This window comes from Diaphorobacter limosus (assembly GCF_033100095.1).
Lineage (GTDB): Bacteria > Pseudomonadota > Gammaproteobacteria > Burkholderiales > Burkholderiaceae_C > Alicycliphilus > Alicycliphilus limosus.
Window position 1 is genome coordinate 1983376 of the sequence record NZ_CP136921.1, and the last position, 22062, is coordinate 2005437.

Annotated in this window: 25 protein-coding genes; 4 read left to right on the forward strand and 21 right to left on the reverse strand. The window is 67.0% G+C overall.

Annotated features, from left to right (window positions below; all coding sequences use genetic code 11):
• Positions 1 to 79: 79 nt before the first annotated feature.
• The 13 genes from P4826_RS09570 to P4826_RS09630 form a co-directional block, all read right to left on the reverse strand.
• The gene (locus P4826_RS09570) at positions 80 to 1054 is read right to left on the reverse strand and encodes a Bug family tripartite tricarboxylate transporter substrate binding protein (RefSeq protein ID WP_317703611.1); all 975 of its coding nucleotides are present in this window, start codon (positions 1052 to 1054) and stop codon (positions 80 to 82) included.
• 145 nt (positions 1055 to 1199) lie between these two features.
• The gene (locus P4826_RS09575) at positions 1200 to 2180 is read right to left on the reverse strand and encodes a tripartite tricarboxylate transporter substrate binding protein (RefSeq protein ID WP_317703612.1); all 981 of its coding nucleotides are present in this window, start codon (positions 2178 to 2180) and stop codon (positions 1200 to 1202) included.
• A 63-nt stretch (positions 2181 to 2243) separates the two neighbouring features.
• On the reverse strand, positions 2244 to 3176 hold the full coding sequence (locus P4826_RS09580) for an electron transfer flavoprotein subunit alpha/FixB family protein (protein WP_317703613.1): 933 nt from the start codon (positions 3174 to 3176) through the stop codon (positions 2244 to 2246).
• A 71-nt stretch (positions 3177 to 3247) separates the two neighbouring features.
• The gene (locus P4826_RS09585) at positions 3248 to 3997 is read right to left on the reverse strand and encodes an electron transfer flavoprotein subunit beta/FixA family protein (RefSeq protein WP_317703614.1); all 750 of its coding nucleotides are present in this window, start codon (positions 3995 to 3997) and stop codon (positions 3248 to 3250) included.
• Positions 3998 to 4020: 23 nt separating this feature from the next.
• Positions 4021 to 4995: an NAD(P)H-dependent flavin oxidoreductase gene (locus tag P4826_RS09590; protein WP_317703615.1), complete on the reverse strand. Its 975-nt coding sequence runs from the start codon at positions 4993 to 4995 to the stop codon at positions 4021 to 4023.
• A gap of 7 nt (positions 4996 to 5002) precedes the next feature.
• On the reverse strand, positions 5003 to 5998 hold the full coding sequence (locus P4826_RS09595; RefSeq protein ID WP_317703616.1) for a Bug family tripartite tricarboxylate transporter substrate binding protein: 996 nt from the start codon (positions 5996 to 5998) through the stop codon (positions 5003 to 5005).
• Positions 5999 to 6296: 298 nt separating this feature from the next.
• Entirely contained in the window at positions 6297 to 7529 is a 1233-nt protein-coding gene (locus P4826_RS09600) for a CaiB/BaiF CoA transferase family protein (RefSeq protein WP_317703617.1), read from the reverse strand.
• Between the two features lie 25 nt (positions 7530 to 7554).
• On the reverse strand, positions 7555 to 7977 hold the full coding sequence (locus tag P4826_RS09605) for a PaaI family thioesterase (RefSeq protein ID WP_317703618.1): 423 nt from the start codon (positions 7975 to 7977) through the stop codon (positions 7555 to 7557).
• Positions 7978 to 8012: 35 nt separating this feature from the next.
• A complete protein-coding gene (locus P4826_RS09610; RefSeq protein ID WP_317703619.1) occupies positions 8013 to 8819 on the reverse strand; it encodes an oxepin-CoA hydrolase, alternative type in 807 nt (268 codons plus the stop codon).
• Positions 8820 to 9008: 189 nt separating this feature from the next.
• Positions 9009 to 10133 carry an acyl-CoA dehydrogenase family protein gene (locus tag P4826_RS09615; protein WP_317703620.1) on the reverse strand — a complete coding sequence of 375 codons (1125 nt, stop codon included), beginning with the start codon at positions 10131 to 10133 and terminating at the stop codon, positions 9009 to 9011.
• Between the two features lie 10 nt (positions 10134 to 10143).
• Entirely contained in the window at positions 10144 to 11340 is a 1197-nt protein-coding gene (locus P4826_RS09620) for an acyl-CoA dehydrogenase family protein (RefSeq protein ID WP_317703621.1), read from the reverse strand.
• A 77-nt stretch (positions 11341 to 11417) separates the two neighbouring features.
• A complete protein-coding gene (locus tag P4826_RS09625) occupies positions 11418 to 12614 on the reverse strand; it encodes an acetyl-CoA C-acyltransferase (protein ID WP_317703622.1) in 1197 nt (398 codons plus the stop codon).
• Between the two features lie 117 nt (positions 12615 to 12731).
• On the reverse strand, positions 12732 to 14837 hold the full coding sequence (locus P4826_RS09630; RefSeq protein ID WP_317703623.1) for a 3-hydroxyacyl-CoA dehydrogenase NAD-binding domain-containing protein: 2106 nt from the start codon (positions 14835 to 14837) through the stop codon (positions 12732 to 12734).
• Positions 14838 to 14965: 128 nt separating this feature from the next.
• Here P4826_RS09630 and P4826_RS09635 point away from each other — a divergent pair, with 128 nt between their 5' ends.
• A complete protein-coding gene (locus tag P4826_RS09635) occupies positions 14966 to 15883 on the forward strand; it encodes a LysR family transcriptional regulator (RefSeq protein WP_317703624.1) in 918 nt (305 codons plus the stop codon).
• A gap of 2 nt (positions 15884 to 15885) precedes the next feature.
• On the opposite strand, the gene P4826_RS09640 is transcribed toward P4826_RS09635, so the two are convergent.
• The 8 genes from P4826_RS09640 to P4826_RS09675 all read right to left on the reverse strand — a co-directional run bounded on the left by P4826_RS09640 (position 15886) and on the right by P4826_RS09675 (position 20559).
• On the reverse strand, positions 15886 to 16242 hold the full coding sequence (locus P4826_RS09640) for a hypothetical protein (protein ID WP_317703625.1): 357 nt from the start codon (positions 16240 to 16242) through the stop codon (positions 15886 to 15888).
• Between the two features lie 95 nt (positions 16243 to 16337).
• A complete protein-coding gene (gene htpX / locus P4826_RS09645; RefSeq protein ID WP_317703626.1) occupies positions 16338 to 17207 on the reverse strand; it encodes a protease HtpX in 870 nt (289 codons plus the stop codon).
• 86 nt (positions 17208 to 17293) lie between these two features.
• Positions 17294 to 18079, reverse strand: coding sequence for a DUF3025 domain-containing protein (locus tag P4826_RS09650; RefSeq protein WP_317703627.1), 786 nt, complete (start codon positions 18077 to 18079; stop codon positions 17294 to 17296).
• On the reverse strand, positions 18061 to 19104 hold the full coding sequence (pyrC, locus tag P4826_RS09655; protein WP_317703628.1) for a dihydroorotase: 1044 nt from the start codon (positions 19102 to 19104) through the stop codon (positions 18061 to 18063). Before pyrC ends, P4826_RS09650 begins: the two co-directional genes overlap by 19 nt.
• 162 nt (positions 19105 to 19266) lie before the next feature.
• Positions 19267 to 19593, reverse strand: a complete 327-nt coding sequence (locus tag P4826_RS09660; protein WP_317703629.1) for a type II toxin-antitoxin system PemK/MazF family toxin — start codon at positions 19591 to 19593, stop codon at positions 19267 to 19269.
• Complete coding sequence (locus P4826_RS09665) at positions 19590 to 19814, reverse strand: antitoxin MazE family protein (RefSeq protein WP_317703630.1); 225 nt, start codon at positions 19812 to 19814, stop codon at positions 19590 to 19592. Before P4826_RS09665 ends, P4826_RS09660 begins: the two co-directional genes overlap by 4 nt.
• Before the next feature lie 70 nt (positions 19815 to 19884).
• The gene (locus tag P4826_RS09670) at positions 19885 to 20250 is read right to left on the reverse strand and encodes a hypothetical protein (RefSeq protein ID WP_317703631.1); all 366 of its coding nucleotides are present in this window, start codon (positions 20248 to 20250) and stop codon (positions 19885 to 19887) included.
• A 3-nt stretch (positions 20251 to 20253) separates the two neighbouring features.
• Positions 20254 to 20559, reverse strand: coding sequence for a monooxygenase (locus tag P4826_RS09675; protein WP_317703632.1), 306 nt, complete (start codon positions 20557 to 20559; stop codon positions 20254 to 20256).
• Between the two features lie 146 nt (positions 20560 to 20705).
• Between P4826_RS09675 and P4826_RS09680 the strand changes: the two genes are divergently transcribed.
• From P4826_RS09680 to P4826_RS09690, 3 genes are read left to right on the forward strand one after another with little or no spacing between them, the layout of a single operon-like run.
• A complete protein-coding gene (locus P4826_RS09680; RefSeq protein WP_317703633.1) occupies positions 20706 to 21095 on the forward strand; it encodes a DUF488 domain-containing protein in 390 nt (129 codons plus the stop codon).
• A gap of 19 nt (positions 21096 to 21114) precedes the next feature.
• Positions 21115 to 21576 carry a carboxymuconolactone decarboxylase family protein gene (locus P4826_RS09685; RefSeq protein ID WP_317703634.1) on the forward strand — a complete coding sequence of 154 codons (462 nt, stop codon included), beginning with the start codon at positions 21115 to 21117 and terminating at the stop codon, positions 21574 to 21576.
• An 18-nt stretch (positions 21577 to 21594) separates the two neighbouring features.
• Positions 21595 to 21930 carry a carboxymuconolactone decarboxylase family protein gene (locus tag P4826_RS09690; RefSeq protein ID WP_317703635.1) on the forward strand — a complete coding sequence of 112 codons (336 nt, stop codon included), beginning with the start codon at positions 21595 to 21597 and terminating at the stop codon, positions 21928 to 21930.
• Positions 21931 to 22062 lie beyond the last annotated feature (132 nt).

Below are 22062 nucleotides of genomic sequence, written 5' to 3' on the forward strand. Positions count from 1 at the left end.
ACGCTGGCAATGGCATCAAGGCCCGCGCCATGCCGGGCCTGGCGCGGCCGTCCTCGGGCGGGCCCGACCCAGCCCGACATCAATTGATCTTGAACCCGGTCTCGGCCACGATGCGCTTCCAGCGCTTGTTGTCCGCGTCGATCAGCCGGGCGAACTCCTCGCGCGTGGTGTGGCGCGGGATGTAGTCGTAGGACTTGAGCTTGGCGATCACATCGGGCATCTGCATGACCTTGTCCATCTGCTGGGCCAGCTGATCGACGATGTCCTTGGGTGTGCCCTTGGGCGCCAGCAGGCCGGCCCAGGACGCGAACTCCATGCCGTCCACGCCCTGCTCCTTGAGTGTGGGCACGTCGGGGAATGAGGCCGCGCGCTGCGACGACAGCACGCCCAGCGCCTTCACGCGGCCGGCGCGGATCATCTCCACAGAGGCAAACGAGTCCAGCGAGAAATCCACCTCGCCGGCCACCACGGCCTGCATCTGCGGCGCCGTGCCCTTGTACTGGGCGTTGATGGTCTGCGGCGCCTTGATCAGGCGCTTGAACTCCTCGCTCATCAGGTTGATCATGGCGCTGCCCGAGGACATGGACAGAGGCTTGCCCTGCGCCAGCTTGATCAGCTCTTGCATGTTGTTCACCGGCAGATCCTTGCGCGCAATCACCACGAAGCTCACATCGCAGATATGCGTGATGGGCTCGAAGCTGGCCAGGGCCTCGTAGCCGGCCTTGTAGATCACCGGGCTCAGGGTCTGGGCGCCGGCGGTGTTCAGCAGCAGGGTGTAGCCGTCGGGCGCGGCGCGCGCCACCTCGGCCGTGCCGATCATGCCGTTGGCACCCCCCTTGTTGTCCACGATGAAGGACTGGCCCATCAGCTCGCCGAGCTTTTGCAGCACCAGGCGCGCCACCACGTCGGTCGTGCCGCCGGCCGCAAAGGGCACGATGACGCGCACCGGCTTGGCCGGGTACTTGGCCTGTGCCAGCGCCCATTGCGGCGCTGCCAGCGCGCCAGCCACGGCCAGGCCGTGGCTCATCCATTGACGGCGGGAAAGGTTGGTCATGTGCTTTTGTCTCCTTGGAATGAATAGTTGTGCCTGCCATTGTGGGACGGGGTCGGCGGCCACGTCCAATACCCAAATCGACTGCAACGATTGCTTTTGTGTATGTCTGTGCGTCGCAGTTCAGCAACCCCGCCCGCCTCCAGGGCTACTTGGCTGCCAGGCCCAGGCGCTCGATCAGCAGCCTGTCCTTGGCAAAGGCCTCGCGGGCCCATTGCGCAAAGTCCGCGCCCGAGCGGTACCAGGCGTCCTGGTTCAGCTGCAGCATCAGCTCGGCGTGGCGCGGGTCGTCCATGGCCTTCTTGAAGGCGTCGTGCAGCTTCTGCACCACGGCCGGGTCCATGCCCTTGGGGCCGGCCAGGCCATAGGGCGAGGTGGAGACAACGCCATAGCCCAGCTCCTTGGCGGTGGGCACCTCGGGCCAGCGCTGGGTGCGCTTCTCGCCAAAGGTCAGCAGCAATCGCATCTGGCCGCCGTCCACATATTTGTCCCAGCCCGTGGCATCGCTTTGCGCCGACACATGGCCGCCCAGCAGCGCCTGCTGCAGGTCGGCGTTGCCCTTGAAGGGCACATGGTTGAGCTGGACCTTGGCGTTCTCGGCCAGTTCCTCCATCAAGAGGTGTGGCGAAGTGCCCGCGCCCGTGGAGCCATAGTCCACCGCGCCGGGGCTTTTGCGCGCGGCGGCGATGTAGTCGTTGAAGCTCTTGTAGGGCGAGTCGCTGCGCACCGTGAAGCCAAAGGTGTAGCCCGACACACCGATGATGTAGCTGAAGTCGGTGAGCGGGTTCCAGGCCGTCTTCTGCATATGCGCCATGCGCAGCATGGACATGGGGAACTGCGTGATGGTGTAGCCGTCGGCCTTGGCCGTGCGCGCCATGGCGCCGGGCGCCAGCGTTCCGCCCGCGCCGGGCTTGTTGTCCACGATGATGGGCTGGCCCAGCTGCTTGCCGGCCAGCTCGGCCAGCAGGCGCATGTGGCGGTCGGTGGAGCCACCCGCCGGGAAGGGCACGATCAGCGTGATGGGCTTGGCTGGAAAGTTCTGCGCCTGGGTCCAGGCGGGCATGCCGGTGGCAGCCAGCGTGGCAGCGGCCAGGGCCAGCCAGTGGCGACGGTGGAATGTACGGCTCATGCGTTCCTCCTTGAAGCTGAAAAAAGGGCATCGCACGCGATACCCCGGTACGGTGGCGAGTGGTCAGAGCGCGTTGACCAGCTCCGGCACCGCCGTGAACAGATCGGCCTCCAGCCCGTAGTCGGCCACGGAGAAGATAGGCGCCTCGGGGTCCTTGTTGATGGCCACGATGACCTTGCTGTCCTTCATGCCGGCCAGGTGCTGGATGGCCCCGGAGATGCCGCAGGCGATGTACAGCTGGGGCGCGACGATCTTGCCCGTCTGGCCCACCTGCAGGTCGTTCGGGGCGTAGCCCGCGTCCACCGCGGCGCGGCTGGCTCCGATGGCCGCGCCCAGCTTGTCGGCCAGCGGGGTGATGACCTCGTTGAACTTCTCGGCGCTGCCCAGCGCGCGGCCGCCCGAGACGATGATCTTGGCGGCCGTGAGCTCGGGCCGGTCGCTCTTGGTGACCTCGCGGCCGACGAAGCTGCTCTTGCCGGCATCCTGCACGGCGGCCACGCTGTCCACGGCGGCGCTGCCACCGCTGGCGGCGGCGGCGTCAAAGCCGGTGCCGCGCACGGTGATCACCTTCACCGCGTCGGCGGACTGCACGGTGGCGATGGCGTTGCCGGCGTAGATCGGGCGCTCGAAGCTGTCGGCGGCCACCACCTTGGTGATGTCGCTGATCTGCGCCACGTCGAGCTTGGCGGCCACGCGCGGGGCGACGTTCTTGCCCGATGCGGTGGCGGGGAACAGGATGTGGCTGTAGCTGGATGCAATCGCCAGGACTTGCGCGGCCAGGTTCTCGGCCAGGCCGTCCTTCAGGGACGCGCCGTCGGCGTGGAGTACCTTGGCGACGCCGGTGATCTGTGCGGCGGCGGCTGCGGCGGCGGCTGCGCCTTCGCCGGCGACCAGCACATGCACGTCGCCACCGCAGGCAGCGGCGGCCGTGACGGTGTTGAGCGTGGCGGCCTTGATGGAGGCGTTGTCGTGTTCTGCAATAACGAGTGCGGTCATGAAATCAGTTCCTTATCGGTTGGGGACAGAGCAAATTTGCTTCGCAAATCTTGGGCTGTCCCGCAAAACATTCAGATTACTTTGGCTTCGTTCTTGAGTTTGGCGACCAGGGTCGCCACGTCTGGCACCTTGATGCCGGCGCCGCGTTTGGCGGGTTCGACCACCTTGAGGGTCTTCAGGCGCGGGGCCACATCGACGCCCAGGTCCTCGGGCTTGAGCGTATCGAGCGGCTTTTTCTTGGCCTTCATGATGTTGGGCAGCGTGACGTAGCGCGGCTCATTGAGGCGCAGGTCGGTGGTGATGACCGCCGGGGTGGACAGCTGCAGGGTTTCCAGGCCGCCGTCGACCTCGCGCGTGACGTTCACCTTGTCGCCGGCCACTTCGACCTTGCTGGCGAACGTGGCCTGGGGCAGGTCGGCCAGCGCGGCGAGCATCTGGCCGGTCTGGTTGGCGTCGTCGTCGATGGCCTGCTTGCCCAGGATGACGAGGCCGGGCTGTTCCTTGTCCACCAGGGCCTTGAGCAGCTTGGCCACGGCCAGGGGCTGCAGTTCTTCGTTGGTTTCGACCAGGATGGCGCGGTCGGCGCCGATGGCCATGGCGGTGCGCAGGGTTTCCTGGCATTGGGCCACGCCGCAGCTCACCGCGATGACTTCGGTGACGACGCCCTTTTCTTTCAGGCGCACGGCCTCTTCGACGGCGATTTCGTCAAAGGGGTTCATGCTCATCTTGACGTTGGCGATGTCCACACCCGTGCCGTCCGATTTCACGCGGACCTTCACGTTGTAGTCCACCACGCGTTTGACGGGGACGAGGATTTTCATAAGTTGCTCCTAACAAAAAAAGGTCAGCGCAGCAGGCCGGCGAGGCGGCTGGCAATGATGGATTCGGCCTCGGCCATGATGCGGGTGATGAGCTCCTGCACGCTGGGCACGTCGCGGATCAGGCCGGCCACCATGCCGCAGGACCACACGCCCGCCTCCATGTCGCCCTGCTGCATGATGCGCGGATAGACGCCGGCGAGCTCGGGGGCGATGTCGGCAAAGGTGATGGCGCTGCCCAGCTCGCGCTCCTTGGCCATCACACGCTCGGTGGCATGGCTGATCAGCACGCGCTCGGTGTTGCGCAGGCCGCGCATGATCAGGCGCGTGTCCAGCTCGCTGGCGGCGACGATGGTGTCCTTGACGTTCTGGTGCACCGGCGCCTCTTTCGTGGCGATGAAGCGCGTGCCCATGTTGATGCCCTCGGCCCCCAGGGCCAGCGCGGCCACCAGGCTGCGGCCGTCGGCCATGCCGCCGGAGGCGACGAAGGGAATCTTCAGCTCCTCGGCCGCGCGCGGCAGCAGGATGAAGTTGGGGATATCGTCCTCGCCCGGGTGGCCGGCGCATTCAAAGCCGTCCACGCTGATGGCGTCGCAACCAATCGATTCGGCCTTGAGCGCATGGCGCACCGAGGTGCATTTGTGGATCACCTTGATGCCGGCATCCTTCAATGTCGGCAGCCACTTTTGCGGGTTGTTGCCGGCCGTCTCGACGATCTTCACGCCGCCTTCGATGATGGCCTTGACATAGCCCGGATAGTCCGGCGCGTTCACCGCTGGCAGAAAGGTCAGATTCACGCCAAAGGGCTTGTCGGTCATCTCGCGGCAGCGCGCGATTTCCTGCGCCAGCAGCGCGGGCGTCTTTTGCGTCAGCGCCGTGATCAGGCCCAGGCCGCCGGCGTTGGACACGGCCGATGCCAGCTCGGCGTAGCCCACGTAATGCATGCCGCCCTGGATGATGGGGTGCTCTATGCCGAAGAGCTCTGTGATGCGGGTCTTCATATGCTGTTTACTCCGGCGAAATGCCCTTGTCGCGGATGATCTGGCCCCAGCGCTGGTAGTCCTGCGCGATGCGCTGGCCCATTTGCGCGGGATCTTCGAAGCGGGCGATGGCGCCCGCGCCCAACAGGCGCTCCTGCACCTCCTTGTCGGCCAGGATCTGCTGCACCTCGGTGGCGATGCGATCCACCACTGCCTTGGGCGTGCCCTGCGGCGCCAGCAGGCCGCCCCAGGAAACGGCGTCGTAGCCCTTCACACCCTGCTCGGCGATGGTCTTCACCTCGGGCAGCATCACCACGCGCTGGGGCGAGCCCACGGCGATGGCGCGCAGCTTGCCGGCCTTGATGTGCGGCAAGGCCGCCACCAGGTCGGCATACATGATGGGCACCTGGCCGCCTATGGTGTCGGTGATGGCCGGCACGCCGCCCTTGTAGGGGATGTGCTGCATGTCAAAACCCGCCATCTGCTTGAGCAGCTCCATGCTCAGGTGGCCGAAGCTGCCGGCACCCGAGCTGGTGTAGTTGATCGGCGTCTTTTGCGCCTTGGCGTGGGCTATCAAGCCCTTGAGGTCGGTCACATCGGGCAGCAGCCTGGGGTTCACCACGATGACGATGGGCAGGTCGTACACCGTGGCCACGGGCGCGAAGTCCTTCACCGTGTCGTAGCCGGCCTTCTTGTACAGGTGCGGCGCCAGCAGCGTGGGCGTGGCCAGCATCATCAGCGTGTAGCCGTCGGGCGCGCTCTTGGCTACCTGCACGGCGGCGATGGAGCCCGAGGCTCCGGGGCGATTTTCCACCACCACGGGCTGCTTCAGGCGCTCGGCGAGCTTCTGACCCACGATGCGCGAGGCCGTGTCGGTGGGGCCGCCGGCGGGGAAGGGCACGATGAGCTTGATCATCTTGTCGGGCCAGGCAGCCTGGGCCAGGGCGCCGCCGCAAATGCCGGCGAGCAGCGGCGCGGCGGCCAGGGCCAGGGCGGCGCGGCGATGGATGGCGTTGGGTTTCATATGGATCTCCTGGAGCAAATAAGCCTGATGAGCGACATGCCTCAGGCCAGGCCGCGAGCCCTCACACCCGCCCTCTCCCAAAGGGAGAGGGAGTAAAACCGGCGCAACCGGTCGCCCTCGCCCCTTTGGGGCTGAAGGCTGCGGCTCCAGTTCCGCCTGCGCGGAACTGGACAGCCTGAAGAGCGACAGTGTCTCGCTGTCGCCCCCGGGAGGGGTGAGGGGCATCTGCGACATATACATAGTCAAATATGGCTGTACCGCTTATCTGCAAAGCGCAAGCAGCTATCGTTTTTGATATTCACTGCTGCGGCAGCGTGAGCACGCCCTGCGCCTGCAGGGCCTGCAGTTCGTCGTCGCTCAGCGCCAGCAGCTGCTGCAGCACGGCGCGCGTGCCTTCGCCCAGCGTGGGCGGGGCCATGCGGATCGGCAGGCGCTCGCCGTCCAGGCGGTACGGCGGGGCAAACACCGGCGTGGTGCCGACGACCGGGTGCGGCATGTCCTGCACCATGCGACCACGGCGCGTGCGCTCGCTGCTCAATGCCTCGTGCAGGCCGGCGACGCGGCCGCAGGGGATGCCGGCGCTGGTCAGGCGTTCGAGCAGCAGATCGCGCGGGAAGCCGCGGATCAGCTCCTTGAGCAGCGGGCCCAGCTCCAGCCGATTCTTGGCGCGCTCGACGTTGGTGGCAAAGCGCGGGTCTTCGACGATGTCGGGGCGCTCTATCACCTGGCGGCAGAACTTGTCGAACTGGGCGTTGTTGCCCACGGCGATGATCAAGGGGCCGTCGCTGGCCTCGTACATGCCGTAGGGCACGATGGAGGGGTGGGCGTTGCCGTAGCGCTCGGGGTCGTGGCCGAGCTTGAGCGCATCCAGCCCGTAGTAGCCCGTCACCGTCAGGCCGCAGTCGTACAGCGCCATCTGAATCAGCTGGCCCTGGCCGGTGCGCTCCTTTCTGAACAGCGCCGCCAACACCGCCTGGGCGGCATACATGCCGGTCATCAGATCGACCACGGCCACGCCGAACTTCAGCGGCGGGGTGTTGGCCTCGCCATTGAGCGCCATCAGCCCGGCCTCGCCCTGGATCACCAGGTCGTAGCCGGGGCGGCTGGCCTCGGGGCCGGTCACGTCGTAGCCGGCCACGGCGCAGTAGATCAGGTCTGGCTTGATGGCCTTGAGCTGCTCGTAGCCCAGGCCCAGCTTCTCGGGGCCGCCGGTCTTGAAGTTGTGGATAACCACGTCGCACTGGGGCACCAGGTCGTGGATGATCTTCAGCCCCTCGGGCGTCTGCAGGTCGATGGTGATGGACCGCTTGTTGCGGTTCATGCTGTTGTAGTAGGTGGTCTCGGTCTGGCCGATGCGCAGGCCCCAGTCGCGCGTGTCGTCGCCGCGGCCGGGGTGCTCCACCTTGATGACCTCGGCGCCGAAGTCGGCCAGCACCATGGCGCACATGGGGCCGGCAAACACGCGCGAGAGATCCAGCACGCGCACGCCTTGCAGGGGTAAGTCTTGGTCGGACGGATGGGTCGATGCCATGGCTCGCATTCCTTTGTTGCTCAAGTCAGTCGGTTTTCTTCGCGCCCATCAGGGCAATCGTTCCCTGTGCGACAGCGCACAGCTTTTCAGTGCCGCCAGCGAGCACATAGACATCGCAACGGCAGACAGCCTGTGTACGGCCTGCATGCACCGCCGTGGCGCGTGCGGCAAGCCAATCGCCGACGGCGGGACGCACATAGTTGATCTTGTATTCCGAGGTCACCACACCAGGCCCCAGTGCCATGCCTCCTGCAAAGGTGAGCGCGTTATCCGCCAGGTACGAGACCACACCGCCATGCACAAAGCCGTGTTGCTGCTGGATCTGTTCGGTGATGGGCACACGCAGCTCCACCACCTGCGTCGTGTACTGCGTCATTTCTGCCCGGACCAGGCGACTGAACGGCTGCGCGTCCAGAACCCGTCGCGCGTCTTCAATGGATCGGCTCATACGTCCATCCCTCCTTATGCAAGGCGCACCGGCGCTCAGCCCGGCTTGCTGCTGCGCAGCTTGGCAAAATCGGGCGCGCGCTTTTCCAGGAAGGCGTTGATGCCCTCGCGCGACTCCTCGGTCTCTTGCGACAGCGGCATGTACAGCGCCTCCAGCTCCAGCTGCTGCTCCAGCGTGTTGCGCGGCGCCACGCGGCACAGGTGCTTGATGCGCGCGGTGGCCAGCTCGGGGCCGGCGGCCACCTGCTGCGCCAGCGCCAAAGCCGCGGCCAGCGCCTGGCCGGGCTCGACGAGGCGATTCACCACGCCCAGTTGGTGCATGCGCTCGCCGCTCACGCGTTCGCCGGTCAGGCACAGCTCGGTCAAGACCTGGCGCGAGACGAATTCGGACAGCAGCGCCGTGGCGCCGCCGTCGGGCGTGAGGCCCACCTTGACGTAGGCCACCGAGAACTGCGCGTTCTTCGCGGCCACCAGCAGGTCGCCGGCCAGCGCCAGCGACAGGCCGGCACCGGCGGCCGCGCCCTCCACCGCCATGATCACGGGCTTGGGGCAGTCGCGCAGCGCGCGCACCAGGTTGTGCAGGCTTTCGAGCTTCAGGCGCCGCTCGGCCAGGGGCAGCTCGCGCCTGTGGATGAGCTGGCGCAGGTCGCCGCCGGAGCAGAAATGCCCGCCCTCGCCGGTGAGCACCACGGCGCCCACGGTCGGGTCGCAGGCCGCGGCGCCCAGGGCCGCCGTCAGGCCGTTATAGAAGCCCGGCGTGAGCGCGTTGCGCGCGGCCGGGTTGTTGTTGGACAGGATGAGCACCGCGCCTTCGCGGCGGGTGATCAGGGCGGTGTCGGTCATTTATGTCTCCTGCTGTGTGCTTTTGTTTTGATAGCTGGTGGCGCTTGATGGATAAGCGCCAAGGCCTGTTTTTGCTTTAACTCCCTCTCCCGCGTGCGGGAGAGGGTGGGGGTGAGGGTGCTTGCCGTGCAAGCACAGCGCCCCAACTACCCCCTCACCCCTGCCCTCTCCCCCAAGGGGGCGAGGGAGTTACAACGCCATCCAGCGCGCAAGGTGGTGGTCCATGTCGCCGAGCTGGTGGTCGATCATCACCAGGCGCTTGGCGTAGTGGGCCAGCGGCAGCTCCCAGGTCACGCCGATGCCGCCGTGCATCTGGATCGCCTCCTCGGCGATCAGCGCACCGATCTTGCCCACGCTGTACTTGCCGGCGCTCAGGGCCTTCTCGCGCGCCACGCGGTCACCATCATCAATGGCGGCAGCGGCGTTGATCACTGCCGAGCGCGCCTGCTCCACCTCCAGCAGCATGTCGGCCATGCGGTGCTGCAGGGCCTGGAAGCTGCCGATCACCACGCCGAACTGCTTGCGCGTGCGCAGGTATTCCAGCGTGTCGTCCTTGGCCTTGTCCATGGCGCCCAGGCTCTCCGCCGACAGCGCCAGCAGGCCGAAGCCCACCACGCGCTCCAGCAGCGCATGGCCGGCGCCCTCGGCGCCCAGCAGCGCGTCGGCACCGACCTTGACGTTGGACAGGGTCAGCTCGGCCGCATGGCCGCCGTCGATGCGGCCATAGCCGCGCGCCGAGACGCCGGCCGCGTCGCCCGGCACCAGGAACAGCGAAATGCCGGCCTCGTCGCCCACCGCGCCCGAAGTGCGCGCGCTCACCAGCAGCAGCTGCGCCTGGTCGCCAAACAGCACGACAGCCTTGGCGCCGTTCAGCACCCAGCCTGCGCCGTCTCTCGTTGCGGTGGTGGCGACGCGGTTCAGCTCGTAATGGCTGGCCGGCTCGTCATGCGCCAGGGCCGCAAGCAGGGTGCCGGCGATGATGCCTTCGAGCTGCGCCTTCTGCGCGTCGGTGCCGGCCTCGCTCAGCGCCCGGCCCACCAGCAGCGCGCCCAGCAGGGGCTCGGTCACCAGGTGATTGCCCAGGGCCTCGAACACCAGGGCGATGTCGGGACCCTGGCCGCCGAAGCCGCCATCGGCCTCCTTGAACAGCGCGCCGATGGCGCCGATCTCGGCCAGTTTGGCGTAGGTCTCGGCGCTGTAGCCGGCCTGGTCGTAGGCCACCTTGTTGCGGTATTCGGCGGGGTACTGCTCGCCCAAGTAGCGGTTCAGCGCGTCCGCCAGCATGCGGCGGTCTTCGTTGTGCTCAAAGTTCATGGCGATTCCCTTACAGCCCCAGGATCATCTTGGAGATGATGTTGCGCTGGATCTCGTTGGAGCCGCCGAAGATCGACAGCTTGCGGTAGTTGAAATAGGCGGCCGCGGCCGTGGCGGCCTCGGGCGGGCCCACCGGCGCCTCCTGGTATTCGGCGAACTGCGCCTCCTCGATGTAGGGCAGCGCGTACGGCCCCATGGCGCGGCGGATCAGCGACAACAGCTCCTGGCGGATCACCGTGCCGCGGATCTTGAGCATGGAGCTCTCGGCGCCCGGCACGCCCCCGCCCTGCACCGACGCAATGACGCGCAGGTTGGTCGTGGCCATGTTGTTCAGGTCGATCTCCACCTGCGCCATGCGGGTGGCGAACTGCGGGTCCTGGCTCAAAGGCTTGCCGTTCCTTTGCACGCGGCTGGCAATCACCTTGAGCTTTTCCAGCGCGGCCATCGAGAAGCCCACGCCGGCGATGCCGGTGCGCTCGTAGGTCAGCAGGTACTTGGCGTAGGTCCAGCCCTTGTTCTCCTCGCCGACCAGGTTCTCCAACGGCACCTTCACGTCGGTGAGGAAGACCTCGTTGACCTCCTTGTCGCCGTCCAGCGTGCGGATCGGGCGCACCTCGACGCCGGGCTGGTTCATGTCGATGAGCAGGAAGCTGATGCCCGACTGCGCCTTGGCCTGGCGGTCGGTGCGCACCAGACAGAACATCATGTTGGCGTGCTGGCCCTGGGTGGTCCAGGTCTTCTGGCCGTTGACGATGTAGTGGTCACCCTGGCGCACGGCGGTGGTCTTGAGGCTGGCCAGGTCAGAGCCGGCGCCCGGCTCGGAATAGCCCTGGCACCACCAGTCGTCGCCATTGAGGATGCGCGGCAGCCAGTGTTTTTTCTGCGCCTCGTCGCCGTACTTGATCAGCACCGGGCCGAGCATGGACAGGCCGAACGGCACCAGACGCGGGCCGCCGGCCATGGCGCACTCGTCGTCGAAGATGAATTTCTGGATGGCGCTCCAGCCGGTGCCGCCATGCTCCTTGGGCCAGTGATAGGCCAGCCAGCCCTTGCGGTTCAGGATGGCGTGCCAGCCCTCTTGGTCCTGGCGCGTCAGGCGCTGCCCGGCCTTGACCTTGGCGGAGAGCGCCGCGGGCAGGTAGTCCTTCAGAAACGCACGCACTTCCTCGCGGAAGGCCTGCTCCTCAGGGGTGAATTGCAAATCCATGTCTTGCCTCTAGTCAGTTGGGGACAGGGCAAAAATTGCGCTGCAATTTTTGGGCCTGTCGCACAAGGTTTCGGTTTTCAGAAAATCTCGAACAGTCCGGCCGCGCCCTGGCCGCCGCCGATGCACATGGTCACCACGCCCCACTTCACGGACGGGTCCTTGGCCTTGCGGCGCTGGCCTTCCAGCAGGATGTGGCCGGCCAGGCGCGCACCCGTCATGCCGAAGGGGTGGCCGATGGAGATGGCGCCGCCATTGACATTCAGGCGTTCGTTCGGAATACCCAGCTGGCGCTGGCAGTACAGGGCCTGCGAGGCAAAGGCCTCGTTCAGCTCCCACAGGTCTATGTCGTCCACGGTCAGACCATGGCGCTTGAGCAGCTTGGGCACGGCGAACACCGGGCCTATGCCCATTTCATCCGGCTCGCACCCGGCCACGGCAAAGCCGCGCAACGCGCCCAGGGCCTGCAGGCCCAGGCGCTCGGCCTGCCGGGCCTCGACCAGCACGCAGGACGAGGAGCCATCGGACAGCTGCGAGGCATTGCCCGCGGTGATGAAGTTGCCCGCGCCCTTGACCGGCTCCAGCTTGGCCAGGCCTTCGAGCGTGGTCGAGGCGCGGTTGCAGTTGTCGTGCGTGGCCACCACGTCGCGGTGGGTGACCTCGCCGGTGTCCTTGTTCTTCTCGGCCATGCGCGTGGCGCAGGGGATGATCTCGTCCTTGAACAGGTCGGCGGCCTGGGCGGCGGCGGTGCGCTGCTGGCTTTGCAGCGCAAACGCATCCTGATCCTCGCGGCTGATGGCATAGCGCTTGGCCACGATGTCCGCCGTGTCAATCATGGCCATGTACAGCGCAGGCTTGTGCTCGACCAGCCAGGGGTCCATGTCGGTGGGCAGGTTGTTGCCCGGGCGCAGGCCCGAGATGGTCTCCACCCCGCCGGCGATCATGGCGTCCACGCCCTCGGCCACGATGCGGCCGGTGGCGGCGGCAATCGCCTGCAGGCCCGAGGCGCAGTAGCGGGTGATGGTGGTGCCGGCGATGGTGAGGGGCAGCTCGGCGCGCAGCACGGCCTGGCGGCCCAGGTTGCGGCCCTGGAAACCGTCGGGGTTGCCGCAGCCCAGGATCAAGTCCTCGATCATGGCCGGATCGACGCCCGAGCGCTCGACCGCGGCCCTGACCGAGAAGGCCGCCAGCTGGGCGGCAGGGGTCACGTTGAATTCGCCGCGGTGCGACTTGGTCATAGGCGTGCGGGCTGTGGAAACAATGACGGCTTCACGCATGGGGTGCTCCTTTGGAACGGTTTGTCTTTATGGAATCAATAGCTGCTTGCGCAGTGTGTACGGGCGCTTGAGGCTTTTTCTCCCTCTCCCCCAAGGGGGAGAGGGAGTTGGCGAGGGTCAGCGCTGGTTCAGGCTGTCGAAGTTCTTGCCCTCGGCCACCAGCTTTTGCAGCAGTGCGGCCGGTTGCCAGAACAGCGCGTCTTCCTTGGCAAATTCCTGGATGTCGGCCAAAACCTTGTCCAGGCCCTGCATGTCGGCCCATTTCATCGGGCCGCCGCGCCAGCGCGGGAAGCCGTAGCCAAACAAAAAGGTCACGTCGATATCCAGCGGGCGCAGGGCAATGCCCTCCTCCAGCACCTTGGCGCCCTCGTTGACCATGGCCGCCATATAGCGGCGCATGATTTCGTCATGGCTGAAGGCGCGCGGCGTGATGCCCTTCTTTTTCCGCTCGGCATCGACGATGGCCAGCACCTCGGGGTCGTCCTGGCCGGTGCGTGCTCCTTCAGGGTACAGGTACCAGCCGCGCCCGGTCTTCTGGCCATACCAGCCGCGCTCGGCGATGCGGTCGGCCACCTCGACGTAGCGCGCCTTGGGGTCGCGCGTGGCGGCCTTGCGCTTGCGCGTGGCCCAGCCAATGTCGCCGCCGGCCAGATCGCTCACCTGGAACGGCCCCATGGGGTAGCCAAAGCCGCGCACCGCGGCGTCGATGTCGTAGGGGCTGGCGCCGTCCTCCAGCACGTAGTTGGCCGCCTCGCGGTAGACCGACAGGATGCGGTTGCCGATGAAGCCGTCGCACACGCCGGCGCGCACCGGCACCTTCTTCATGCGCTTGGCCAGCTCGAACGAGGTCACCACCACGTCGGGCGCCACCTTCGATGGCACGACGATCTCCAGCAGCTTCATGATGTTGGCCGGGCTGAAGAAATGCAGGCCGATCACGTCCTGCGGGCGACTGGTCACCGCGGCGATGGCGTCTATGTCCAGGTACGAGGTGTTGGTGGCCAGCACGGCGCCGCTCTTGCAGACGCGGTCGAGTTCCTTGAACACCGCCTTCTTCACCTCGATGTCCTCGAACACAGCCTCGATCACCAAGTCCACATGCTTGATGGCGTCGTAGCTGGTGCTGGGCGTGTAGCGCGCCATGGTGGCGGCCTTGGCCTCCGCCGTCATGCGGCCCCTGGCGATCAGGCCGTCGTAGACCTTCTCCACGTTTTTCTGGCCGCGTGCGATGGACTCGGCATCGCGCTCCACCATCACCACGGACAGGCCGGCATCCAGCGCCGAGACGGTGATGCCCGCGCCCATGGTGCCGCCGCCGATCACGGCGATGCTGGCCAGCGCACGCGGCGCAGCGGCCTTGGCTTCGGGAATCTTGGCGGTCTCGCGCTCGGCGAAGAAGGCATGCACCAGGCCCTGGCGCTGCGGGCTGTTCAGGCATTCCAGAAACAGTTCGCGCTCACGCTTGAGGCCCTGCTCGAAAGGCAGCTCGACGGCCGCGCGCACGCATTCGATGATCTTGGCGGGCGAGAACAGGCCGCGCGTCTTCTTGACGCTTTCAAGAGCGATGGCGTCCAGCTCGGCCAGGGCCGCGGCCTTGTCGGCAATGGCAAGGTCGCGCGTGCGCCGGGGCGGCACGCCGCGCGCCAGCAGCTCGTTCACATAGGCCAGGCCGGCGACCAGCGGGTCGTCGCCCTCGGCCAGCTTGTCCACCAGGCCGGCGGCCAGGGCTGCCTTGGCCGACAGGTGCTGGCCGCTGAGCATCAGCTCGGTCGCGGCCTTCACGCCCATCAGGCGCGGCGAGCGCTGCGTGCCGCCGGCGCCGGGCAGCAGGCCCAGATTCACCTCGGGCAGGCCCAGTTTGGCACCGGCCAGGGCGACACGGAAATGCGTGGCCATGGCGACTTCGAGCCCACCGCCCAGGGCCGGGCCGTGGATGGCGGCGACCACCAGCTTGGAGCCCGTCTCCATGCGATTGAGCACATCGGGCAGCGCGGGCGCCATGGGCGGCTTGCCGAACTCGCGGATGTCGGCGCCGGCGATGAAGGCCTTGCCCTGGCCGACGATGAGCATGGCCTTGAGCGCCGCGTCCTGCTCCAGCTGCTCCACAGCCGCCAGCAGGCCGGCACGCACGCCCTGGCCCAGGGCGTTGACGGGAGGGTTGTTGATGCTGACAACCAGCACCGGGCCTTGTTGCTGGGTCTGTACCAATGCTTGTGCGTTCATGCGCTTGTGTCTCCGAGGGTCTGGTGAAGATTGGCATTGTGGGAACGCGAGCGCGGTTTGACAATCCCATGAAGCATTGACAGACTGTCAAATCATTTTAGACAATTACCAAGGATTAAGGAGGATCCATGGACACCAATGCGCTAAGCCTGCTGGTCGAGATCGTGGACACCGGCAACCTGAGCCAGGCCGCGCGCAAGCTGAAGATGACCCGCGCCAACGTCAGCTACCACCTTACGCAGCTGGAAAAGTCGCTGGGCGTGCAGCTCATCAAGCGCACCACGCGCCGCGCCGAGCCCACCGAGGTGGGCCTGCGCCTGTACGAGCATGGCCGCAACATACGCAACGAGCTGGCCGCCGCGCGCGAGACCATCACCAGCCTGGGCCAGGAGCTGCTGGGGCGCGTGGGCATCAGCGTGCCCAGCGGCTACGGGCAGATCGTGATGAGCGACTGGCTGATCGAGTTCAAGCGGCTCTACCCCGGCATCGTGCTCGACGTGCTGTTCGAGAACCGCACCGACCACCTGCGCGACGAGGTGGACATCGCCATCCGCGTGATCTCCGAGCCGCCGCTGTCGGTGATCGCGCGCAGCCTGGGCCCGGTGCACTACGTGGCCTGCGCCTCACGCGCCTATGTGCAGCAGCACGGTCTGCCGGCCACGCTGTACGAGCTGCGCAACAGCGCCATCATCACCTCGGGCGTGCAGGGGCGCCAGCTGCGCCTGGCGGCCTACCAGGGCGAGGAGCGCCAGGAGGTGATGCTGGAGCCGACGCTGATCTCGGACCACTTTCCGTTCCTGCGCCAGGGCATCCTGGCCGGCCTGGGCCTGGGCCTGGTGCCCGACTACGTGGTGCAGCCCGAGGTGGCCCGCGGCGAGGTGCTGCTGGCGCTGCAGGAATACCGGCTCAGCATCTTTGGCAGCCACATGTACCTGATGTACCTGCCCGGCCGCCACCAGACCCGCGCCGTGCGCACCTGCATAGACTTTCTGCTGGCCAAGGCCGGGCATGGCATGGCGCCCGTCCCGGAGGAGGCGCCACAGTGACATCAATGGCGGCGTGGCCCCCAGCCCCCGCCATGCTGGCTCCAGCCGCGCGGCCCATGGTTCCAGCGGGGCTGGTGCCACATATAGCCCGGCCGCGGCGGCATGGCCCAGTGGCCGGGGCGCCAGGCATAGCTGGCACCACCCCAGCCCCAGTAGCGGTTGATCCACACATGCACCGGCGACGGCGCCACGGGAATCACCTCGGTCTGCAGCGGCGGCGGCGCGCTGGGCGCATACACCACGTCGCCCGGATAGGCCGGCGCCACCACGCAGCCGGTCAGCGCCAGGCCCGATGCGGCCAGCGCCAGGGCCGGCAGCGTGCGGCGCAGGCCGGTGGTGAAAGTGGACGTGAGGATCATGTTGCTCTCCTGGCATGCAATGCACATGCACATGCTCCCACAACGAAAAAGCCCCTGTCGCTTGTTGACAGGGGCTTGTGAAGCCGAGGTAAAGATCAGCCCTGCTGCAGCGCGGCCACGCGCTCCTCGATGGGCGGGTGCGAGGAGAACAGCTTGCCAATGCCGCCGGCGATGCCCATGGCCTGCAGGCTCTTGGGCATCTCGCCGGGGTGCATGCCGCCCAGGCGGTACAGGGCGTTGATCATGGGCTGCTTGCGGCCCATGAGCTGGGCGGCGCCGGCGTCGGCGCGGAACTCGCGCTGGCGCGAGAACCAGGCCACGATGATGGCCGCCAGAAAGCCCAGCAGGATGTCCAGCACGATGGTGGTGACCATATAGCCGATGCCCGGGCCCGAGCTTTGCTCATCGTTCTTGCGCAGAAAGCTGTCCACCGCGTAGCCGATGACCCGCGACAGGAAAACGACGAAGGTATTCATCACCCCCTGGATAAGCGCCATGGTGACCATGTCGCCATTGGCCACGTGGGCCACCTCGTGGCCGATGACGGCCTCGACCTCCTCGCGCGTCATGCCCTGCAAGAGGCCGGTGGACACGGCCACCAGGGCCGAGTTCTTGAAGGCGCCGGTGGCAAAGGCGTTCGGGTCGCCCTCGTAGATGCCGACCTCGGGCATCTGTATGCCGGCCTTGTCGGCAAAGCCGCGCACGGTCTCGACGATCCAGGCCTCATCCTGGTTGCGCGGCTCGTTGATGATTTGCACGCCCATGCTCATCTTGGCCATGGGCTTGCTCATCAGCAGCGAAATGATGGCGCCGCCAAAGCCCATGATGAAGGCAAAGCCCAGCAGCGCCCCCAGGTTCAGGCCGTTGGCCGTCAGGTAGCGGTTCACGCCCAGCAGGCTGGCGACTATGCCCAGCACTGCCACCACGGCGATGTTGGTCAACAAAAAGAGCGCAATGCGTTTCATCGAGAATGTTCTCAGGTGAAGGGTTCGGGTGGGCCCGCGGCAGGCCGCCTTGGGCAGAAAACAAGATGGGGACGGTGCGCGGCGCTTCAAGCGTTGGGTTGCGCCTGTGTCAGCTGTCGTGCGCCACGGAAAACGACAGAGTCATCATAAAAGCAAAAGTTCTCGTTCTCGGGCCACCAGCCGGGCACGCCCAGCACCGGCAGCGGGCAAAAGGGTTTGGCGGCCAGCCATGGTGCCGTCAGGTCGCGGGCCAGAGCATCGTCCAGATTCACTACATTATCAATAGCTGTTTGTGCTTGATACACATGGGCCGTGATCGATTTTCTTGGCGAAATCAGTTTTTCCAGCAGCGCATGGCCCAGAAGCAACAGCCGCGCCTGGCGCCACAGCGGGCGCAGCTCCACGCACAGCCGGCGCCATTGGCGCGCAGCCAGCGCGGCATGCAGCTCAGGCGGCGCCAACAGCAAGGCACCGTTCTCGTCGAACACCGTGAGCGCATCGCGCACCGGCCCGCGCACGGCCCCCACGCCATCTTGGGCAAGCGCCTGCGCCTGCAACTGGTTGAAGCGCCGCTTGGTGGCTGGGTAGCGCAGCCACACCAGACCGTTGAAAAAGTCATGCAGGTTGTCGCGCGTGGGCACGCTGCGCCGGTCGTGGATGAACTGCTCGTAAGCCATGCCCGCCGGCAGTGCCGCCTGCGGCACGAAGCGCACGCCGGGCGCCGGGACTGCGCCCTCGTCGACCAGCGCATTCAGCGCAGTGGCCACGCTGGCGCCGGCCTGCACGCGCTGGGTCGCCCGGCGCCCCAGAGGGGCCAGAGGGGCCAGCCAGGGGGCGTGCCAGTCAATGGCGCCTAGGCCACCAGCCGCCACGGCAGCGCCTCGCCCGCGCGCAGAGGCTTGAGCTCGGCCTCGCCGAAAACGAAGCTGTCGGGCGGCGTCCAGCTTTCGCGGCGCAGCGTGATCTGCCCCGGGTTGCGCGGCAGGCCGTAGAAGGCCGGGCCGTGGAAGCTGGCGAAACCTTCCAGCCTGTCGAGCGCGCCGGCGTTGTCGAAGGCCTCGGCATACATCTCGATGGCGGCGTGCGCGGTGTAGCAGCCGGCGCAGCCCGTGGCGTGCTCCTTCAGGTGCGCGGGGTGGGGTGCGCTGTCAGTGCCCAGGAAGAACTTGGCGCTGCCGCTGGTGGCCGCCTGCACCAACGCCTGGCGATGCAGTTCGCGCTTCAGGACCGGCAGGCAGTAGTAGTGCGGGCGTATGCCGCCGGTGAAGATGGCGTTGCGGTTGTACAGCAGGTGATGGGCGGTGATGGTGGCGGCGGTGTACGCATCGCTGCCCATCACATACTGCGCGGCCTCGCACGTGGTGATGTGCTCGAAGACGATCTTCAGCTCGGGGAAGTCGCGGCGCAGCGGGATCAGCTGCTGCTCTATGAACACCGCCTCGCGGTCGAACAGGTCGATGTCGGGGCTGGTCACCTCGCCATGCACCAAGAGCAGCAGGCCGGCCCTTTGCATGGCCTCCAGCGTTTTGTAGGTCTTGCGGATATCGGTCACGCCGGCGTCGCTGTTGGTGGTGGCGCCGGCCGGGTAGAGCTTGAGGGCCACCACGCCCGCATCCTTGGCACGGGCGATTTCATCGGGCGCCAGGTTGTCGGTCAGATACAGCGTCATCAACGGCTCGAACTGCACGCCGGCGGGCACGGCCGCCAGGATGCGCTGCTTGTACTCCAGCGCCTGGGCCGCCGTGGTCACGGGCGGGCGCAGGTTGGGCATGATGATGGCGCGACCGAACTGCGCGGCCGTGTGCGGCACGACGGTCAGCAAAGGCTCGCCGTCGCGCACATGCAGGTGCCAGTCGTCGGGGCGGGTGATGGTGAGGGTGTTCGTGGTGGCGGTCATACCGGCGATTGTCCCATTCAGACAGTGCCTTTACCGCGCTGATCAAGTAGCGAGCCTTGCCGGCATATTCAAGAAGCCGAAGACGCCCCTCCTCCCACCAAAACTCTCGCCCCAAACGAAGGCTTCAAGTCCTGCGTTGCTGTTCTGCGGGCATCCAAGACATCACTTGGCAATCCCCAAGAAAACCGCCAGGCAGCGCTCCACCTCCACCAGTTTGTCGGGGTCGATGCGGCCAATGCTGGGGCCGAGCTTGTCGCGCGACACCGTCATGGCCTTGTCCACCATGACCTGCGAGGGCTTTTGCAAGCCGTTGCCTGCGCTGGGCGTGAGCGGCACGCGCAGCAGCGGCGCGGCCACCAAGGTGCTGGTGATGGGCAACAGCGTGACGCTGGCGTGCGCATCAAACAAATCGGCCTGGATGACGAGCGCGGGCCGGGGTTTGCCAAAATCGCCCTGCAAGGCAATGGTCACCAGGTCGCCGCGCATCAATCCGTCCAGCCGTCCACATCGGCCAGGGCGGCATCCATCAGCGGCACCAGCGCGGCATCGGCCGCGTCGGCCTGAGAGGCCAGCAGGCTTTGGCGGCGGCATTCCTGGGCAAAATCGGGGCGGCGGGTATCGGGCACCCACAGCTGTACCGGGCGCAGCCCGGCCTGGCGCAGCGCGTCACGATGGCGCTGCACGCGGGCATTGCTGGTGGATGTGGACATTGGGTGCTCTTGAAGATCTGGCGTTACATGCAACATGATAGGGTCGTTGCATGTAGCGCACAAGCCCGAGTCAAGGTCGTTTTGCCTTTTCTCCAAGTACATCCAGCACCTGCAAATCGGCATCGCAGCCCTGGCCCTCGGCAATCCAGCGCCGCACCAGGGCCAGCCAGAGCCGGCGGCGCCAGCCGCCCTGGGTGGCTGCGGCCTGCGTGGCGTCGGCCAGCACGCCGCAGAGGTAGCGCCCCTGCCCCGTGTCCCAGCGCAGTGCCGCGCAGGGGCCGCTGCGCCGGCGCGATGCCCAGATGCCAAGCGGGCAGGGCTCGGCCAGGCAGCACAGGCCGCAGCCGTTGCAGGGTTGGCCCAGCGCGGGCTTGGCGGGTGCCTGGGGCTGCCAGTGCACGCGCTGCCAGCCGGCGGGCAGGGGCGGCTGAGGCATGCGCTACGCCACCGGCCCCTGGTTGATGGCCGTGAGCGCAGCGTTGACGGCGTAGATGCGGCTGCGGATGTTGCGCACGCCGGCCTGCGTGAGGCGCTGTGCGTGCATGTCCAGGTAGCGCTGGGCGTGCTCCCGCGTATCGAACAGGTAGATGCCGCCGGCCTCGCGGGCCTGGGCGTCCTCGGTCCAGATCTTCCAGCGCATGCCGGGCTCCTGATTGATGCTGCGCGCCAGGCCCTCGAAGGCCTGGACCATGTCGGCGCCAAAGGGGCCGTCCATGGAGAAATCGACTTGCAGGACAAAGACCATGTGCACTCCTTGTGTGGCCAGTGATGCGGCCGGTGGTGGTGGGGCGATTGTCCCATCGGCCCAGCGGCCAATACCCCTGCTGGTGGCTGCAGGCCGGGGCGGGCGTATCCTGCCCCGGTGTCGGGTTGCAACAGCAAGGCCATGCCATGAACAAGACCATCCCCGCCTCCCATGTGCGCATCAAGCGCGCCTACGAGGCCCCCACGCCAGCGGACGGCGCACGCATCCTGATTGACCGGCTGTGGCCGCGCGGCGTGAAGAAGGAGGCGCTGCTGCTTGCCGAATGGGCCAAGCCGCTGGCGCCAAGTACCGAGCTGCGCCAGTGGTTCAACCACGACCCCGCACTGTGGGACGAATTCCGCCGCCGCTACGCCGCGGAGTTGCGCCAGCAGCCCGAGGCCTGGGCGCAGCTGCGCGAGCGCGCCCGCCATGGCGTGGTGACGCTGGTGTATTCGGCGCATGACGAGGCGGTGAACAACGCCGTCGCCATGCGCGATTTTTTGCTGCAGCCCGGCGGGCTGGATGCGGCGCAATGACGGCAACCGGAGGTATTCAATGACCCAACGACTGGACTACAAGCAGGCATCGCCCAAGGGCTTTGCCGCCATGCTGGGGCTGGAGCAGCACGCGCGCAGCAGCGGGCTGGATCACGCGCTGCTGGAGCTGGTGAAGACGCGCGTCTCGCAGATCAACGGCTGCGCCTTCTGCCTGGACATGCACAGCAAGGACGCGCGCGCCGCCGGCGAGGACGAGCAGCGCCTGTATCTGCTGGCCGCCTGGCGCGAGGCGCCCTGCTACTCGACGCGCGAGCGCGCCGCCCTGGCCTGGGCCGAGGCGGTGACGCTGTTGAAAGACCGGGAGGTGGGCGACGCCCAGTACCACGCGGCGCGCGAGCATTTCGACGACAAGGCGCTGGTGGACCTGACGCTGGCCATCGTCGCCATCAACGGCTGGAACCGGCTGTCGATCGCGTTCCGCACGCCGGCCGGAACCTACCAACCCCAGCACCACAGTTGACTACCGGAGGACAGCACCATGGACCAAGCCATGTACCCGGCCAGCAGTGCCGACATCGCACGCAAGCGCCGCGAGCTGGCGCCCAAGCAGCTGGAGGCCTTCCGCCAGTTCAGCGCGGCGGCGTTTGCCGAAGGCGAGCTGGACGCGCGCACCAAGCAACTGATCGCCGTGGCCGTGGCCCATGTCACGCAGTGCCCGTACTGCATTCGCGGCCACACCGAGGGCGCGCTCAAGGCCGGCGCCAGCGAGGCGCAAATCATGGAGGCCATCTGGGTCGCGGCCGAGATGCGCGCGGGCGGCGCCTATGCGCATTCGGCGCTGGCGATAGACACGATGGCGGGGCACAAGGGCTGAACCGCGCGGCGGGTACATGCCGGCGAGACGCCGGCGCTCCCGGTACCGCCACCGCACAAAGATTTGCGCGCACACATTTTTATAGCGTGTTGTGCAGCGTGGGCGATGGTTTTTGGCTGTTTCTCCCTCTCC